The 15,600-nt window shown below is 43.2% G+C and carries 19 protein-coding genes; 6 read left to right on the top strand and 13 right to left on the bottom strand.

The window, feature by feature from the left end; genetic code table 11:
* Positions 1-124: 124 nt before the first annotated feature.
* The 6 genes from gatC to nusB all read left to right on the top strand — a co-directional run bounded on the left by gatC (position 125) and on the right by nusB (position 4,856).
* Positions 125-427, top strand: coding sequence for an Asp-tRNA(Asn)/Glu-tRNA(Gln) amidotransferase subunit GatC (gene gatC, locus HT698_RS03105; RefSeq protein WP_057487535.1), 303 nt, complete (start codon positions 125-127; stop codon positions 425-427).
* Positions 427-1,893: an Asp-tRNA(Asn)/Glu-tRNA(Gln) amidotransferase subunit GatA gene (gene gatA, locus HT698_RS03100; protein ID WP_173217929.1), complete on the top strand. Its 1,467-nt coding sequence runs from the start codon at positions 427-429 to the stop codon at positions 1,891-1,893. Before gatC ends, gatA begins: the two co-directional genes overlap by 1 nt.
* Positions 1,893-3,335, top strand: coding sequence for an Asp-tRNA(Asn)/Glu-tRNA(Gln) amidotransferase subunit GatB (gene gatB / locus HT698_RS03095; protein WP_173217931.1), 1,443 nt, complete (start codon positions 1,893-1,895; stop codon positions 3,333-3,335). The genes gatA and gatB overlap by 1 nt, the downstream gene beginning before the upstream one ends.
* Before the next feature lie 131 nt (positions 3,336-3,466).
* Positions 3,467-4,027: an elongation factor P gene (gene efp, locus HT698_RS03090; RefSeq protein WP_000568643.1), complete on the top strand. Its 561-nt coding sequence runs from the start codon at positions 3,467-3,469 to the stop codon at positions 4,025-4,027.
* Between the two features lie 21 nt (positions 4,028-4,048).
* Positions 4,049-4,438: an Asp23/Gls24 family envelope stress response protein gene (locus HT698_RS03085; RefSeq protein ID WP_000510575.1), complete on the top strand. Its 390-nt coding sequence runs from the start codon at positions 4,049-4,051 to the stop codon at positions 4,436-4,438.
* On the top strand, positions 4,431-4,856 hold the full coding sequence (gene nusB / locus HT698_RS03080) for a transcription antitermination factor NusB (RefSeq protein ID WP_173217933.1): 426 nt from the start codon (positions 4,431-4,433) through the stop codon (positions 4,854-4,856). Before HT698_RS03085 ends, nusB begins: the two co-directional genes overlap by 8 nt.
* Positions 4,857-4,957: 101 nt before the next feature.
* Here the strand turns inward: nusB and HT698_RS03075 are convergent, their stop codons facing one another.
* The 13 genes from HT698_RS03075 to HT698_RS03015 form a co-directional block, all read right to left on the bottom strand.
* Entirely contained in the window at positions 4,958-5,725 is a 768-nt protein-coding gene (locus HT698_RS03075) for an acetyl-CoA carboxylase carboxyl transferase subunit alpha (RefSeq protein WP_173217935.1), read from the bottom strand.
* Positions 5,722-6,588 carry an acetyl-CoA carboxylase, carboxyltransferase subunit beta gene (accD, locus tag HT698_RS03070; RefSeq protein WP_173217937.1) on the bottom strand — a complete coding sequence of 289 codons (867 nt, stop codon included), beginning with the start codon at positions 6,586-6,588 and terminating at the stop codon, positions 5,722-5,724. Before accD ends, HT698_RS03075 begins: the two co-directional genes overlap by 4 nt.
* Positions 6,589-6,624: 36 nt before the next feature.
* A complete protein-coding gene (locus tag HT698_RS03065; RefSeq protein WP_173217939.1) occupies positions 6,625-7,992 on the bottom strand; it encodes an acetyl-CoA carboxylase biotin carboxylase subunit in 1,368 nt (455 codons plus the stop codon).
* Positions 7,993-8,003: 11 nt separating this feature from the next.
* Positions 8,004-8,426 (bottom strand): 3-hydroxyacyl-ACP dehydratase FabZ, encoded by a 423-nt coding sequence (fabZ, locus tag HT698_RS03060; RefSeq protein ID WP_173217941.1) that lies wholly within the window; start codon positions 8,424-8,426, stop codon positions 8,004-8,006.
* Positions 8,423-8,908 (bottom strand): acetyl-CoA carboxylase biotin carboxyl carrier protein, encoded by a 486-nt coding sequence (gene accB / locus HT698_RS03055; RefSeq protein WP_112444405.1) that lies wholly within the window; start codon positions 8,906-8,908, stop codon positions 8,423-8,425. Before accB ends, fabZ begins: the two co-directional genes overlap by 4 nt.
* Positions 8,909-8,910: 2 nt before the next feature.
* Positions 8,911-10,146: a beta-ketoacyl-ACP synthase II gene (fabF, locus tag HT698_RS03050; RefSeq protein ID WP_173217943.1), complete on the bottom strand. Its 1,236-nt coding sequence runs from the start codon at positions 10,144-10,146 to the stop codon at positions 8,911-8,913.
* Between the two features lie 21 nt (positions 10,147-10,167).
* Positions 10,168-10,899: a 3-oxoacyl-[acyl-carrier-protein] reductase gene (gene fabG / locus HT698_RS03045; RefSeq protein WP_173217945.1), complete on the bottom strand. Its 732-nt coding sequence runs from the start codon at positions 10,897-10,899 to the stop codon at positions 10,168-10,170.
* Between the two features lie 40 nt (positions 10,900-10,939).
* Positions 10,940-11,863 carry an ACP S-malonyltransferase gene (gene fabD, locus HT698_RS03040; protein ID WP_173217947.1) on the bottom strand — a complete coding sequence of 308 codons (924 nt, stop codon included), beginning with the start codon at positions 11,861-11,863 and terminating at the stop codon, positions 10,940-10,942.
* Positions 11,856-12,830, bottom strand: a complete 975-nt coding sequence (fabK, locus tag HT698_RS03035) for an enoyl-[acyl-carrier-protein] reductase FabK (RefSeq protein ID WP_112444397.1) — start codon at positions 12,828-12,830, stop codon at positions 11,856-11,858. The genes fabD and fabK overlap by 8 nt, the downstream gene beginning before the upstream one ends.
* 116 nt (positions 12,831-12,946) lie before the next feature.
* Positions 12,947-13,171, bottom strand: a complete 225-nt coding sequence (locus tag HT698_RS03030) for an acyl carrier protein (RefSeq protein WP_000257838.1) — start codon at positions 13,169-13,171, stop codon at positions 12,947-12,949.
* Positions 13,172-13,229: 58 nt separating this feature from the next.
* On the bottom strand, positions 13,230-14,204 hold the full coding sequence (locus tag HT698_RS03025) for a beta-ketoacyl-ACP synthase III (protein ID WP_173217949.1): 975 nt from the start codon (positions 14,202-14,204) through the stop codon (positions 13,230-13,232).
* The gene (locus HT698_RS03020; protein WP_000386353.1) at positions 14,204-14,638 is read right to left on the bottom strand and encodes a MarR family transcriptional regulator; all 435 of its coding nucleotides are present in this window, start codon (positions 14,636-14,638) and stop codon (positions 14,204-14,206) included. The genes HT698_RS03025 and HT698_RS03020 overlap by 1 nt, the downstream gene beginning before the upstream one ends.
* A 93-nt stretch (positions 14,639-14,731) precedes the next feature.
* Positions 14,732-15,517 (bottom strand): enoyl-CoA hydratase, encoded by a 786-nt coding sequence (locus tag HT698_RS03015; protein ID WP_173217951.1) that lies wholly within the window; start codon positions 15,515-15,517, stop codon positions 14,732-14,734.
* Positions 15,518-15,600 lie beyond the last annotated feature (83 nt).

Here is a 15,600-nt window from a genome sequence, read left to right as displayed (position 1 = left end):
CATTATATCGGATTTTAGCATTTTTTTCAATTTCTATTTCTTTTCACTTATCCCTCCCTTATTTATAGGAAAATATGGTAAAATAGAACAGACTAAAAATCATCATTTCACGAAAGGATGCAAGATGAAAATTACGCAAGAAGAGGTAACACACGTTGCCAATCTTTCAAAATTAAGATTCTCTGAAGAAGAAACTGCTGCCTTTGCGACTACCTTGTCTAAGATTGTTGACATGGTTGAGTTACTGGCCGAAGTTGACACAACTGGTGTCGCACCTACTACGACTATGGCTGACCGCAAGACTGTACTCCGCCCTGATGTGGCCGAAGAAGGAACAGACCGCGATCGCTTGTTTAAAAACGTACCTGAAAAAGACAACTACTATATCAAGGTACCAGCTATCCTAGACGATGGAGGAGATGCCTAATGACTTTCAACAATAAAACCATTGAAGACTTGCACAATCTCCTTGTCTCTAAGGAAATTTCTGCAACAGAATTAACCCAAGCAACGCTTGAAGATATCAAGTCTCGAGAGACAGCTATCAACGCTTTTGTCACCATCGCTGAGGAGCAAGCCCTTGCGCAAGCTAAGGCTATTGATGAAGCTGGAATTGATGCTGATAATGTCCTCTCAGGGATTCCATTGGCTGTTAAGGATAACATCTCTACAGACGGTATTCTCACAACTGCAGCCTCAAAAATGCTCTACAACTATGAGCCAATCTTTGACGCAACAGCCGTTGCCAATGCAAAAGCTAAAGGCATGATTGTTGTTGGGAAAACCAACATGGACGAATTTGCCATGGGTGGTTCAGGCGAAACTTCTCACTATGGTGCCACTAAAAATGCTTGGGACCAGACCAAGGTTCCTGGTGGTTCATCAAGTGGTTCTGCTTCAGCCGTAGCCTCAGGACAAGTCCGCTTGTCACTAGGTTCTGATACTGGTGGTTCTATCCGCCAACCTGCTGCCTTCAACGGAATCGTTGGTCTCAAACCAACCTACGGAACAGTTTCACGTTTCGGTCTCATTGCCTTTGGTAGCTCATTAGACCAAATCGGACCTTTCGCACCAACTGTTAAGGAAAATGCCCTCTTGCTCAACGCTATTGCCAGCGAAGACGCTAAAGACTCTACTTCTGCTCCTGTCCGAATCGCCGACTTTACTTCAAAAATCGGTCAAGACATCAAGGGCATGAAAATTGCTTTACCTAAGGAATATCTAGGCGAAGGGATTGACCCAGAGGTTAAGGAAACCATTCTGAATGCAGCCAAACACTTTGAAAAATTGGGTGCTATCGTCGAAGAAGTCAGCCTTCCTCACTCTAAATACGGAGTTGCCGTATACTACATCATCGCTTCATCAGAAGCTTCATCAAACTTGCAACGTTTTGATGGTATCCGTTACGGCTACCGCGCAGAAGATGCGACTAATCTTGATGAAATCTATGTAAACAGCCGTAGCCAAGGTTTCGGTGAAGAAGTGAAACGCCGTATCATGCTAGGTACTTTCAGCCTTTCATCAGGTTACTACGATGCCTACTATAAGAAGGCTGGACAGGTCCGTACCCTCATCATTCAAGATTTCGAAAAAGTCTTCGCGGATTACGACTTGATTTTGGGTCCAACTGCTCCAAGTGTTGCCTATGACTTGGATTCACTCAACCACGACCCAGTTGCCATGTACTTGGCTGACCTCTTGACCATCCCAGTCAACTTGGCAGGACTTCCAGGGATTTCGATTCCTGCTGGATTCTCTCAAGGTCTACCTGTCGGTCTGCAATTGATTGGTCCTAAGTATTCTGAGGAAACTATTTACCAAGCTGCTGCTGCTTTTGAGGCGACAACAGACTACCACAAACAACAACCCGTGATTTTTGGAGGTGATAACTAATGAACTTTGAAACAGTCATTGGACTTGAAGTCCACGTAGAGCTCAACACCAATTCAAAAATCTTCTCACCCACTTCTGCCCACTTTGGAAATGACCAAAATGCCAATACAAATGTGATTGACTGGTCTTTCCCAGGAGTTCTGCCAGTTCTCAATAAAGGTGTTGTCGATGCCGGTATCAAGGCTGCTCTTGCCCTCAACATGGACATCCATAAAAAGATGCACTTTGACCGCAAGAACTACTTCTACCCTGATAATCCTAAAGCCTACCAAATTTCTCAGTTTGATGAGCCAATCGGTTATAACGGCTGGATTGAAGTCAAGCTAGAAGACGGTACGACTAAGAAAATCGGTATCGAACGTGCCCACCTAGAAGAAGACGCTGGTAAAAACACCCACGGTACAGACGGCTACTCTTACGTTGACCTCAACCGCCAAGGGGTGCCATTGATTGAGATTGTATCTGAAGCTGACATGCGTTCTCCTGAAGAAGCCTATGCTTATCTAACAGCCCTCAAGGAAGTTATCCAGTACGCTGGTATTTCTGATGTTAAGATGGAAGAAGGTTCGATGCGTGTGGATGCCAATATCTCTCTTCGCCCTTATGGTCAAGAGAAATTCGGTACCAAGACAGAGTTGAAAAACCTCAACTCCTTCTCAAACGTTCGTAAAGGTCTTGAATACGAAGTTCAACGCCAGGCTGAAATTCTTCGCTCAGGTGGTCAAATTCGCCAAGAAACACGCCGTTACGATGAAGCTAACAAAGCAACCATCCTCATGCGTGTCAAGGAAGGGGCTGCAGACTACCGCTACTTCCCAGAACCAGACCTACCTCTCTTTGAAATTTCAGACGAGTGGATCGAGGAAATGCGGACAGAGTTGCCAGAGTTTCCAAAAGAACGCCGTGCGCGTTATGTATCTGACCTTGGTTTATCAGACTACGATGCTAGCCAGTTGACTGCAAACAAAGTCACTTCTGATTTCTTTGAAAAAGCTGTGGCTCTCGGTGGCGATGCTAAACAAGTTTCTAACTGGCTTCAAGGAGAAGTCGCTCAATTCTTGAATGCTGAAGGCAAGACACTGGAACAAATCGAGTTGACACCAGAAAACTTGGTTGAAATGATTGCCATCATCGAAGACGGAACTATCTCATCTAAGATTGCCAAAAAAGTCTTTGTCCACCTAGCTAAAAATGGCGGTGGCGCGCGTGAATACGTGGAAAAAGCAGGCATGGTTCAAATCTCAGATTCTGAAATCCTGATCCCAATCATCCACCAAGTCTTTGCCGATAACGAAGCTGCTGTTGCCGACTTCAAGTCAGGCAAACGTAACGCAGACAAGGCCTTCACAGGATTCCTTATGAAAGCAACCAAAGGCCAAGCCAACCCACAAGTTGCCCTTAAACTACTTGCACAGGAATTAGCGAAGTTGAAAGAAGATTAATATGTAAAAGAAACCAGCCCTGAGGTTGGTTTTTTTCTCCCCTACCATCTCCCAATAACTATTTTGGCTTTATTTCCAGAAGATTTTATGGTAAAATGAAGAGTAATAATATTTATTAAAGAGGTAAAAACATGATTGAAGCAAGCAAATTGAAAGCTGGTATGACATTTGAAACTGCAGACGGAAAATTGATCCGCGTTTTGGAAGCTAGCCACCACAAACCAGGTAAAGGAAACACGATCATGCGTATGAAATTGCGTGATGTCCGTACTGGTTCTACATTTGATACAAGCTACCGTCCAGAAGAAAAATTCGAACAAGCTATTATCGAAACTGTTCCAGCTCAATACTTGTATAAAATGGATGAAACTGCCTACTTCATGAACACTGAAACTTACGACCAATACGAAATCCCAGTCGTAAACGTTGAAAATGAATTGCTTTACATCCTTGAAAACTCTGATGTGAAAATCCAATTCTACGGAACTGAAGTAATCGGTGTAACTGTACCAACTACTGTTGAATTGACAGTCGCTGAAACACAACCATCTATCAAAGGTGCTACTGTTACAGGTTCTGGTAAACCAGCAACTATGGAAACTGGACTTGTTGTCAACGTTCCTGACTTCATCGAAGCTGGACAAAAATTGATCATCAACACTGCAGAAGGAACTTACGTTTCTCGTGCCTAATCTCTAGAAAGAGGTCATTCTATGGGAATTGAAGAACAATTTGGCGAAATCGTTATCGCTCCACGTGTACTTGAAAAAATCATTGCCATCGCAACTGCTAAAGTTGATGGTGTCCACTCATTTTCAAATAAATCCGTATCTGATACCCTATCAAAACTCTCTCTTGGTCGCGGCGTCTACTTAAAAGAAAGCAATGAAGAGCTAACTGCTGACATCTACCTCTACCTTGAGTACGGTGTGAAAGTACCAAAAGTGGCTCTTGCTATTCAAAAAGCAGTCAAAGATGCTGTCCGAGATATGGCTGATGTGGAACTTGCTGCTGTCAACATCCATGTTGCAGGAATCGTTCCAGATAAAACACCAAAACCTGAGTTGAAAGATTTATTTAACGAGGACTTCCTCAATGACTAGTCCATTATTAGAATCTAGACGTGAACTTCGTAAATGTGCTTTTCAAGCTCTTATGAGCCTTGAATTCGGTACAGATATGGAAACAGCTTGTCTCTTTGCCTACACGCATGACCGTGAAGATGCAGATGTGCAAATCCCTGCCTTTCTTCTAAACTTGGTTTCTGGTGTTCAAGCTCAGAAAGACGAGTTGGATAAACAAATCAACCAGCACCTCAAGTCAGGCTGGACAGTTGAACGCTTGACCTTGGTCGAAAAAAACTTACTACGCTTAGGTATCTTTGAAATCACATCATTTGATACACCTCAGCTAGTAGCAGTCAATGAAGCCATTGAACTCGCTAAGAATTTTTCAGATCAAAAATCAGCCCGCTTTATCAACGGACTGCTCAGTCAATTCGTAACTGAAGAAAATGAATAATCGAAAAGGTGTTTGGTCTTCCAAGCACTTTTTTACTTTCCCCTCTGCACAGAGTAAGAACCTCAAAAAACTAGAACTGACTGCCAGTTCTAGTTTTTGTATTAGTATTTTCTAAACCGTTGATAGCGCTCTTCCAACAACTCTTCTAGCGGTTTTTGTGAAAGTAGAGCTAGCTCAGCTTGGAGTTCTTTTTTAACATTCTTAATCAGTTCTTTACTAGAAAGTCCTGCTTCAGAAATCACCTTGTCCACCACGTCCATTTCTAACAGTTCATGCGAAGTGATTTTCATCAGTTCTGCCGCTTCCATGGCACGACTGCCGTCCTTCCATAGAATGGAAGCAAAGCCTTCTGGACTGAGAATGGCATAGATAGAATTTTCCAGCATCCAGACACGGTCTGCGACTGCCAAAGCCAGAGCACCACCTGAACCACCTTCACCGATAATGATAGCAATAATAGGAACTTTCAGGTCACTCATTTCCATGAGATTGCGAGCAATAGCTTCTCCCTGTCCACGTTCTTCCGCGCCGACACCAGGATAGGCACCTGCTGTATTGATAAAGGTCACAACTGGACGACCAAACTTTTCAGCCTGTTTCATCAAACGTAGTGCCTTGCGGTAGCCTTCTGGATGCGGTTGACCAAAATTCCGCTTGAGGTTATCTTGTAAACTCTTGCCTTTTTGGATACCAACCACTGTTACAGCTTGATCACCAAGCCAGCCAATACCACCAACAACTGCACCATCATCACGAAAAGAACGGTCACCGTGTAATTGGATAAAGTCATCAAAAATGCCTGTCGCAAAGTCCAAGGTTGTCAAGCGACTCTGCTCACGCGCTTCTCTGACTATTTTTGCAATATTCATCTAGGACCCCCTCCGTGCAATCTGACTAGGCTAGCAATGGTATCTGGCAAGTCTCTTCTTTTGACAATAGCATCCACAAAGCCATGTTCCAATAGGAATTCTGCCTTTTGGAAATCCTCAGGCAAGCTTTCACGAACCGTATTTTCAATGACACGACGCCCAGCAAAACCGACCAAGCTCTGTGGTTCAGCCAGAATAATATCGCCTTCCATAGCGAAAGAAGCTGTCACACCACCTGTCGTTGGATCTGTCAAAATGGTCAGGTAAAAGAGACCTGCATTTGAATGGCGTTTAACTGCTGCAGAAATCTTAGCCATCTGCATGAGACTCATGATTCCTTCCTGCATACGGGCTCCACCAGAGGCTGTGAAGAGGATAACTGGCAATTTTTCAACAGTCGCATACTCAAACAAGCGAGTGATTTTTTCCCCTACAACCGTACCCATAGAAGCCATGATAAAGTTGGAATCCATAATCCCAAGAGCCACAGTCTGACCCTTAATAAGAGCAGTTCCTGTCACAACGGCTTCATCCAGCCCTGTTTTTTCACGCATAGTTGCTAGTTTCTTTTGATAACCAGGGAAATGCAAGGGATCCTTGCTTTCAATCCCTGTAAACAATTCCTTGAAGGTTCCCATATCAATCGTCAAAGCCAAGCGTTCTTGAGCAGAAATACGAAAAGTGTAGCTACAGTGCGGACAGATACGCTCACTTCCCAGATCCTTCTGATAAATGGTATACTTACAGCCTGGACACTGGGAGAATAATTCATCTGGAACCTCTGGCTTAGCTTGAGGTTTTTCCCTAACCGAACGATTGGGATTGATTCGAATATACTTATCTTTTTTACTAAATAGAGCCATTAATTCCCCTTTTCGGTTTAAACTCTTGAAGTCATTTTATTCTTTTTCTTGATATTTGGGTAAGAAGGTTTCCATCAAGAAGGAAGTATCGTAATCTCCAGCAATGACATTGCGATCTGAAATGAGGTCAAGCTGGAAATCTGCATTGGTCTGCACCCCTTCAATCTCTAATTCATAGAGGGCACGTTGCATTTTCATCAAGGCATCAAAACGATTTTCACCGTGAACGATGATTTTGGCAATCATACTATCATAATAAGGCGGAATGGTATAACCTGGATAAACTGCTGAATCCACGCGCAAGCCAACTCCTCCACTTGGAAGATAGAGATTGGTGATCTTACCTGGACTTGGAGCAAAGTTAAAGGCTGGATTTTCTGCATTGATACGACACTCGATGGCATGACCGCGTAGGACAATATCTTCTTGCTTAACAGACAGGGGCTGACCTGCTGCAATGCGAATCTGTTCCTTAACGATGTCAACACCTGAAACAAACTCTGTTACTGGATGCTCTACCTGAACACGTGTATTCATTTCCATGAAATAGAAATTGCCACTGGCTTCATCAAGAAGAAACTCAATGGTCCCTGCATTCTCATAACCAACAGACTCTGCAGCTCGAACAGCAGCAGCACCAATTTCATTACGTAGCGTTTTACCAATTGCAATCGAAGGACTTTCTTCCAAAACCTTTTGGTTATTCCGTTGAAGAGAACAATCCCGTTCACCTAAATGAATCACATTTCCGTGTTCGTCTCCTAGGATTTGAACCTCGATGTGACGAGCTGGATAGATAACCCGTTCTATGTACATGGCACCATTGCCATAATTGGCCTTGGCTTCACTAGAGGCAGTTTCAAAGGCTGAAACGAGGTCTTCTGGTTTTTCAACCTTACGAATCCCTTTACCACCTCCACCTGCTGAAGCCTTGAGCATAACAGGATAGCCAATTTTTTCAGCAACAATCAAAGCTTCCTCAGAGTTATGCACTTCTCCATCTGAACCTGGAATGACAGGCACACCTGCTTTAATCATCTGAGAACGCGCATTGATCTTGTCTCCCATCATATCCATGACATGACCAGATGGACCGATAAACTTGATCCCCACCTCTTCACACATGGTTGCAAATTTGGAATTTTCACTGAGAAATCCGAAACCTGGGTGAATGGCTTCTGCCTCAGTCAAGACTGCAGCTGATAGAACCGCATTGATATTAAGATAAGACTCTGTTGCCTTGCCAGGACCGATACAAACTGCTTCATCTGCCAAAAGCGTATGCAGGGCTTCCTTATCGGCAGTTGAATAAACCGCTACCGTCGCAATCCCCAATTCACGCGCAGCACGGATAATACGAACCGCAATTTCACCACGATTGGCAATTAAAATTTTTCGAAACATGGAGAACCTCCTTAGTTCCCAATTGCAAAGGTAAGAGTACCACTAGCTGCAAGCTTGCCATCCACTTCAGCCTTTGCTTCAACCACGGCTATGGTGCCACGACGTTTTACAAAAGTCGCTGTCATAACCAATCGGTCGCCTGGTACAACTTGCTTCTTGAATTTGACCTTATCCATACCAGCGTAAAAGACCAGTTTTCCTTTATTTTCAGGTTTTGACAACTCCAACACACCAGCAGTTTGCGCCAAGGCTTCCATAATCAGAACACCTGGCATAACTGGATATTGAGGAAAGTGACCGTTAAAGAAAGGCTCGTTGATGGTCACATTTTTGATAGCAACAATAGTATCCTCGCTCACTTCCAACACACGGTCCACTAGGAGCATAGGATAACGGTGGGGAAGGGCTTCTTTGATTCCTTGAATATCGATCATTTGATGCGTACCAATCCTTTACCAAACTCAACCATTTCTTCGTTAGAAACAAGAATTTCCGTTACCACACCATCCTTAGGAGCTGGGATTTCATTCATGACTTTCATGGCTTCGATAATCACTAGTGTTTGACCTTTTTTGACACTATCACCAACTGTAACGAAGGCAGGTTTATCTGGGCCAGCAGCCAAGTAAGCCACCCCAACAAGTGGGCTCTCTACAATATCTCCCTCAGCAGCCACACTTGCTTCAGCTGGCGCTGAAGTTTCTTCCACTACAGTTTCTGCTGGAGCAGATGTAGGAGCTACTGGACTCGGTGTTGCTTGAACGGGTGCTGGAGCGACTTGAGCTGTAACTTCAGGCACAAGTCTAGCTTCATTCTTGCTGAACTGCAACTCATCCGTCCCATTTTTATAAGAAAATTCTCTCAAACTTGACCGGTCAAATTGGGCCATCAAGTCTTTAATATCGTTTAAATTCATACTTATTTATTCTCCCAACGTTTGAAAGCAAGAACTGCATTGTGGCCACCAAAACCAAAGGTATTTGAAATAGCGTATGGAATTTCTTGCTCCAAGCCTTGTCCATAAACGACATTGGCTTCGATATAGTCTGATACTTCGCTTGTGCCAGCTGTCATTGGTACAAAGTTATGACGCATAGCTTCAATTGTGACGATAGCTTCTACCGCACCTGCAGCACCTAGCAAATGTCCTGTGAAAGACTTGGTTGATGATACAGGCACTTCCTTACCAAGAACAGCTACGATCGCACCACTTTCTCCTTTTTCATTAGCAGGAGTTGATGTTCCGTGAGCATTGACATAGGCTACTTGCTCTGGAGAAATCTCAGCTTCTTCCAAGGCTAGTTTGATGGCCTTGATAGCTCCTTGACCTTCTGGATGTGGTGAAGTCATGTGGTAGGCATCACAGGTATTTCCATAACCAACCACTTCAGCAAGGATAGTTGCCCCACGTTTTTCAGCGTGTTCCAGACTTTCAAGAACCAACATCCCTGAACCTTCACCCATAACAAAACCGTTACGGTCCTTATCAAATGGAATAGAAGCACGAGTTGGATCCTCTGTAGTAGAGAGAGCTGTCAGGGCTTGGAAACCAGCAATAGCAAAAGGTGTGATAGAGGCTTCTGAACCGCCTACCAACATAACGTCTTGGAAACCAAACTTAATCGAGCGGAAGGCATCCCCAATCGCATCATTTGATGAAGCGCAGGCAGTGTTAATGGATTTACAAACACCGTTTGCTCCAAAACGCATGGCAACATTTCCTGAAGCCATATTTGGCAAGGCTTTTGGAAGGGTCAATGGTTTCACACGTTTTGGTCCTTTTTCGTTGAGACGAAGCACTTGATCTTCAATTTCCTTGATTCCACCAATACCAGAGGCCACAATAACACCAAAACGATCCTTGTCAAGAGTCTCTACATCAAGACCTGCATGATTAACAGCCTCTTGAGCTGCATACAAGGCATATAAAGAATAGTTATCAAAACGGTTGGTATCTTTCTTTACAAAGTATTTATCAAAAGGAAAATCTTGGATTTCTGCCGCATTATGCACATCAAAGTCACTGTGATCAAATTTTGTTATTTGACCAATTCCGATTTTTCCAGTTGTCAAACTGTTCCAAAATTCTTCTGGTGTATTTCCGATTGGAGATGTTACTCCATAACCTGTTACTACTACGCGATTTAGTTTCATCTTTTTCACCTCTAGCTTCTGCTACATACTTAAGCCACCATCAATGGCAACCACTTGACCAGTTAGATAATCTTGGCCTGCTAAAAATACCGTCAAATCTGCAACCTGCTCTGCCTGCCCAAATGCTTTCATAGGAATTTGCGCCAGCATGGCATCTTTGACCTTGTCTGATAGGACAGCTGTCATATCGGACTCAATCATTCCAGGTGCAATAGCATTAACTCTGATATTGCGATTAGCCACTTCACGCGCCACAGACTTGGTAAAACCAATCAAACCAGCCTTAGAAGCAGCATAGTTAGCTTGACCAATATTTCCCATCAAACCAACAACACTAGACATATTAATGATAGCACCTTCTCTGGCTTTTATCATCGGTTTCAAGACTGATTGTGTCATGTTAAAGGCACCAGTCAGATTCACTTTAAGCACTTTTTCAAAATCTACTTCTGTCATCTTGAGCATCAGGGTATCTTGAGTAATTCCTGCATTGTTGACCAAAACATCTACTGAACCCAGATCTGCAATAGCTTGCTCAACCATACGCTTAGCGTCTGCAAAATCTGATACATCTCCTGAAATGGGAACCACCTTGACACCATAGTTTGAAAACTCAGCGAGCAATTCTTCTGAGATAGACCCACGACTGTTTAAAACAATATTGGCTCCTGCTTGAGCAAACTTGTGGGCGATAGCAAGACCAATACCACGACTAGAACCTGTAATAAAGATATTTTTATTTTTTAATTGCATTCTTTTCTCCTGTTTCCTCTTGTCTTTATGGGAGAAGGGATTACTTGTTTTCTAGCAAGGCTTCCAAGCTAGCCTGATCTTCAACATTGGCTAGTTTAGCCGTTTTATCAATTTTTTTCACAAAGCCTGACAAAACTTTTCCCGGGCCAATCTCGATAAAGTTGGTTATGCCTGCTTCTTGCATAACCGCAATACTTTCATAGAAACGAACTGGTTCCTTGACCTGACGCATCAAGAGTTGAGCAATGTCTTCTTTTTTCATGACCTTAGCTTCTGTATTACCAACTAGGGGACAGGTGAAATCTGAGAAACTTACTTGAGCTAGAGTTTCAGCTAGTTTCTGGCTAGCAGGCTCAAGGAGAGCGGTATGAAAAGGTCCTGACACCTTGAGAGGAATCAAGCGTTTGGCACCTGCTTCCTGCAAGAGTTCGACAGCTCGGTCAACTGCAGCCACTTCTCCACCAATCACGATTTGTGCAGGTGTATTATAGTTGGCTGGAGTAACCACTCCAAGTTCAGAAGCTTTTTGACAGGCTTCTTCAATGACCTCTACTGGCGTATTGAGAACTGCGACCATCTTACCAGAGCCAGCAGGAGCTGCTTCTTCCATATAAGCTCCACGCTTAGCTACCAAGGCAACCGCATCTTCAAAATCCAAAGCACCACTGGCCACCAAAGCAGAATATTCTCCAAGGGATAAACCAGCAACCATATCAGGCTGATAGCCCTTTTCTTGCAATAAACGGTAGATAGCAACCGAAGTCGCTAAAATAGCTGGTTGCGTATAGCGGGTATGATTGAGTTTGTCTTCTTCCCTATCGATGAGATGACGCAAATCATAACCGAGTACCTGACTAGCTTGATCAATCGTTTCTTTGACAATCGGATACTGATCATAGAGATCCCGTCCCATACCTAGATACTGGGCACCTTGGCCAGCAAATAAAAAGGCTGTTTTAGTCATTTCTTACAACTCCTGCCCAACGAGAGGCTTCTTCTTGAATTTTCTTAGCTGCTCCATAGTACAAATCTTTTAGGATTTCTTCAACGGTTTCTTCTTTGGAAACAAGCCCTGCAATCTGACCTGCCATGACAGATCCGCCATCCACATCTCCGTGAACAACTGCTTTGGCTAGGGCACCTGCTCCCATTTGTTCAAAAATTTCCAAATCTGGATTTTCTTGTTTAAAGGCATCTTTTTCAGCTTTTTCAAAATCACGAGTCAACTGGTTTTTAATAGCTCGAACAGCATGTCCAAAGTGTTGAGCTGAAATCGTAGTATCAATATCTCTAGCTTTTAAAATTTTCGCCTTATAATTTGGATGGGCATTAGACTCTTTTGCAACGACAAAACGCGTTCCAACCTGAACAGCCTCTGCACCTAGCATAAAGCCAGCCGCAGCACCTTCACCATCCGCAATCCCTCCTGCAGCAATAACAGGAATAGATACAGCAGCAGCCACTTGACGCACCAAGGTCATGGTTGTTAATTTACCGATATGCCCCCCAGCTTCCATTCCTTCTGCAATAACAGCATCCGCACCGATTTTTTCCATGCGTTTAGCTAGGGCAACGCTTGGTACAACAGGAATAACTGTAATCCCCGCTTCATGGAAACGTTCCATGTATTTACCAGGATTTCCTGCGCCTGTTGTCACTACCTTAACCCCTTCCTCGATAACAAGGTCTACAATATCTTCCACAAAGGGAGACAAGAGCATGATGTTGACACCAAAGGGTTTATCCGTTAACGATTTAATCTTGTCAATATTTGCCTTGACGACTTCTTTCGGGGCATTTCCCCCACCAATAATCCCTAGTCCTCCAGCCTTGGAAACAGCCCCTGCCAAATCACCATCAGCAACCCAAGCCATTCCTCCTTGGAAAATAGGATACTCAATATTCAATAATTCTGTAATACGCGTTTTCATAGTGCCTCCATCGTTTCTTGCTTACGTAATAGTTCGATACCGTCATAATTTGACAATCAAACTATTGCCTAAACAAGAGGGAGCGGGTTTCCCTACTCCTTCTATCTATATTCTGTTTATTTTGTTTGCTCTTCAACGTAGGCAACCAAGTCACCAACTGTTTTCAAGTCATCTTCTGCTTCGATTTGGATATCAAAAGCATCTTCGATTTCTGAGATTACTTGGAACAAGTCCAATGAATCTGCGTCCAAATCATCAAAAGTTGATTCAAGTGTTACTTCTGATGCGTCTTTTCCAAGTTCTTCAACGATAATTTCTTGTACTTTTTCAAATACTGCCATGATAGGACTCCTTTAAAATAAATAGTTTTTTATAACAATGTGTTCACCACATGATTACCTAAATTGTAAGAATGAGCGTGCCCCAGGTCAAGCCTCCACCGAAGCCTGATAACAGAACAGTCTGGCTACCATCTAAAGGGATGAGACCTTGTTCTACACACTCTGAAAGTAAAATCGGGATACTTGCTGCACTGGTATTGCCATATTCCATCATATTGGCTGGAAGTTTGTCTCGGTCGACACCGATTTTTCTAGCCATCTTATCCAAAATACGGTCATTAGCCTGATGAAGTAGCAGATAATCCAAGTCTGTCGCCTCTACAGGAGATTCCACAATGGTCTGCTTGATAGACTTGGCTACATCCCGAACAGCAAAATCAAAGACTGCGCGTCCATCCATCTTCAAAAATGAATCTGCATTTTCTTGATTTGAAAATGGAGAATGCAGGCCTGAATGCCCATAAGTTAGACACTCGCTGCGACTTCCATCGCTATTGAGACTCTCAGCTAAGAAATGCTCTTGCTCGCTAGCTTCTAGCAAGACACCACCAGCACCATCTCCAAACAATACAGCTGTTGATCGGTCTGACCAATCGACTGCCTTAGAGAGGGTTTCACTACCAATCACCAAGCCTTTTTGAAAGCGACCAGAAGCGATAAACTTTTCAGCAGTTGAAAGAGCAAATACAAATCCACTGCAAGCCGCTGTTAGGTCAAAAGCAAAGGCCTTATTAGCACCAATATTAGCTTGGACACGAGCAGCTGTAGAGGGCATCATCGAATCTGGAGTAATGGTGGCTAGGATGATAAAATCCAGCTCTTCCCCTGTGATTCCAGCTTTTGTCATCAGTTTCTTAGCAACCTCTGTAGCCAAATCACTGGTAGATTCTGTTCTTGAAATATGCCTTTGTCGTATTCCCGTCCGACTTGAAATCCACTCATCATTGGTATCCATAATCTGAGCCAAGTCGTGATTTGTAACCACTTGCTCTGGCACATAATGAGCAACCTGGCTTATTTTTGCAAAAGCCATTATTTCAAATCCTCCAAAAATTGATAAAGATTGGTCAAACCTTTGCTCATAACATCAATTTCTTCCTTACTCATACCATCAATGATTTTTTCAACCATGGCCTTGTGGAAGCGTTTATGGAGCCTATGAACCAAGCGACCCTTCTTTGTCAAATGTAGATGCACCACACGACGATCCTGCTCTGAGCGAATGCGTTCAATGTAACCCTTGCGTTCGAGATTATTCAAACTAGTCGTAACTGTCCCAAGAGTCACCATCAACTCTTTTGACACTTGACTTGGTGTCACGTCTGGGAATTTCCCAATCACATCAATCGTATGCATTTCTTTGATGGAGATATCCTTGAAACGACTACCTCTCAAGCTCACTTCCTCAATGACAAGGACATTGTTAAATATAGATGTTAAATATTCATTAATTCGTTGGTAGTCCATTTTTCATATCCCTCCTTCTCAAAAAAACTTTTACAATCAAAACATTTGACAAGAGAATTATATCAAAGTTCAAAGAATGATGCAAGTATTTTTTTATTTTCCTGTAAATTTAGGCCGTCTTCTCTCCGAATGAGCTCGAACTCCCTCTTTGAAATCCTCTGTTTGAGCTAAGGATTCCTGTAGATTCAGTTCTAAAGTAGCGTAATCCTGCCAGTCTTTAAATTGGCTCTCCCAAACCAACTTCTTAATGGCAGCATAGGAATTACTTGAACCACGTCTTAATTTTTTAAGAAGCTGTTCTCTCGTCTTTTCAAGTTTATCAGCTTCGGAAACACGGTAAACTAGCCCCCACTCCAGAGCTTTTTCTGCGGTCAAAGCCTCTCCTGTCATAGCTAATTGAGCAGCACGCGTCACACCGATACTGCGGCTCAAGAGATGAATCCCACCTGCATCTGGAGCCAAGCCAACGCCAACAAAGGCTTGGATAAACTTAGCCTTATCCGTTGCAAGACAGAAATCTGCCGCAACAGCTATATTCGCTGCGGCACCTGCAACAGCACCGTCAACTTCCATTAAAACAGGTTTGGCTATTTGTTTGATTTTATAGGAAATCGTATTGACCAATTCTGCGATTTTTGTCAATGATGGAATATCATCCTCATCCACTGCTCGCTTCATCTCTACCAAATCTCCCCCAACTGAGAAGACTTTGCCATTGGCATTGATTAAGATAAAATGCACAGCTGGATTCTCTTCTACCAGAGTCAGCGCTTCTAAAATCTCCTCACACATAGGAATATGAAGGCCATTTGCAACCTCAGGACGGTTTAAAGTAATAATTGCCAAATCCTCTTCAAGCTGATAAATAATGTGTTCCATCAGGACTCCTTTTTAGTTTATAAGCAGTTTATACTCTTCGAAAATCTCTTCAAACCACATCAGCTTCGCCTTGCCGTAGGTAT

It is taken from the genome of Streptococcus sp. 3109, from assembly GCF_013276905.1.
Lineage (GTDB): Bacteria > Bacillota > Bacilli > Lactobacillales > Streptococcaceae > Streptococcus.
Note: the sequence above shows the minus strand (reverse complement) of the source record. Positions and strands in the feature narration are given on the sequence as shown.

Bases quoted from the DNA above. Each gene is read 5' to 3' on its own strand.
- gatC (WP_057487535.1), top strand. From the start codon at position 125: ATGAAAATTACGCAAGAAGAGGTAACACACGTTGCCAATCTTTCAAAA.
- gatA (WP_173217929.1), top strand. From the start codon at position 427: ATGACTTTCAACAATAAAACCATTGAAGACTTGCACAATCTCCTTGTC.
- gatB (WP_173217931.1), top strand. From the start codon at position 1,893: ATGAACTTTGAAACAGTCATTGGACTTGAAGTCCACGTAGAGCTCAAC.
- efp (WP_000568643.1), top strand. From the start codon at position 3,467: ATGATTGAAGCAAGCAAATTGAAAGCTGGTATGACATTTGAAACTGCA.
- HT698_RS03085 (WP_000510575.1), top strand. From the start codon at position 4,049: ATGGGAATTGAAGAACAATTTGGCGAAATCGTTATCGCTCCACGTGTA.
- nusB (WP_173217933.1), top strand. From the start codon at position 4,431: ATGACTAGTCCATTATTAGAATCTAGACGTGAACTTCGTAAATGTGCT.
- HT698_RS03075 (WP_173217935.1), bottom strand. From the start codon at position 5,725: ATGAATATTGCAAAAATAGTCAGAGAAGCGCGTGAGCAGAGTCGCTTG.
- accD (WP_173217937.1), bottom strand. From the start codon at position 6,588: ATGGCTCTATTTAGTAAAAAAGATAAGTATATTCGAATCAATCCCAAT.
- HT698_RS03065 (WP_173217939.1), bottom strand. From the start codon at position 7,992: ATGTTTCGAAAAATTTTAATTGCCAATCGTGGTGAAATTGCGGTTCGT.
- fabZ (WP_173217941.1), bottom strand. From the start codon at position 8,426: ATGATCGATATTCAAGGAATCAAAGAAGCCCTTCCCCACCGTTATCCT.
- accB (WP_112444405.1), bottom strand. From the start codon at position 8,908: ATGAATTTAAACGATATTAAAGACTTGATGGCCCAATTTGACCGGTCA.
- fabF (WP_173217943.1), bottom strand. From the start codon at position 10,146: ATGAAACTAAATCGCGTAGTAGTAACAGGTTATGGAGTAACATCTCCA.
- fabG (WP_173217945.1), bottom strand. From the start codon at position 10,899: ATGCAATTAAAAAATAAAAATATCTTTATTACAGGTTCTAGTCGTGGT.
- fabD (WP_173217947.1), bottom strand. From the start codon at position 11,863: ATGACTAAAACAGCCTTTTTATTTGCTGGCCAAGGTGCCCAGTATCTA.
- fabK (WP_112444397.1), bottom strand. From the start codon at position 12,830: ATGAAAACGCGTATTACAGAATTATTGAATATTGAGTATCCTATTTTC.
- HT698_RS03030 (WP_000257838.1), bottom strand. From the start codon at position 13,171: ATGGCAGTATTTGAAAAAGTACAAGAAATTATCGTTGAAGAACTTGGA.
- HT698_RS03025 (WP_173217949.1), bottom strand. From the start codon at position 14,204: ATGGCTTTTGCAAAAATAAGCCAGGTTGCTCATTATGTGCCAGAGCAA.
- HT698_RS03020 (WP_000386353.1), bottom strand. From the start codon at position 14,638: ATGGACTACCAACGAATTAATGAATATTTAACATCTATATTTAACAAT.
- HT698_RS03015 (WP_173217951.1), bottom strand. From the start codon at position 15,517: ATGGAACACATTATTTATCAGCTTGAAGAGGATTTGGCAATTATTACT.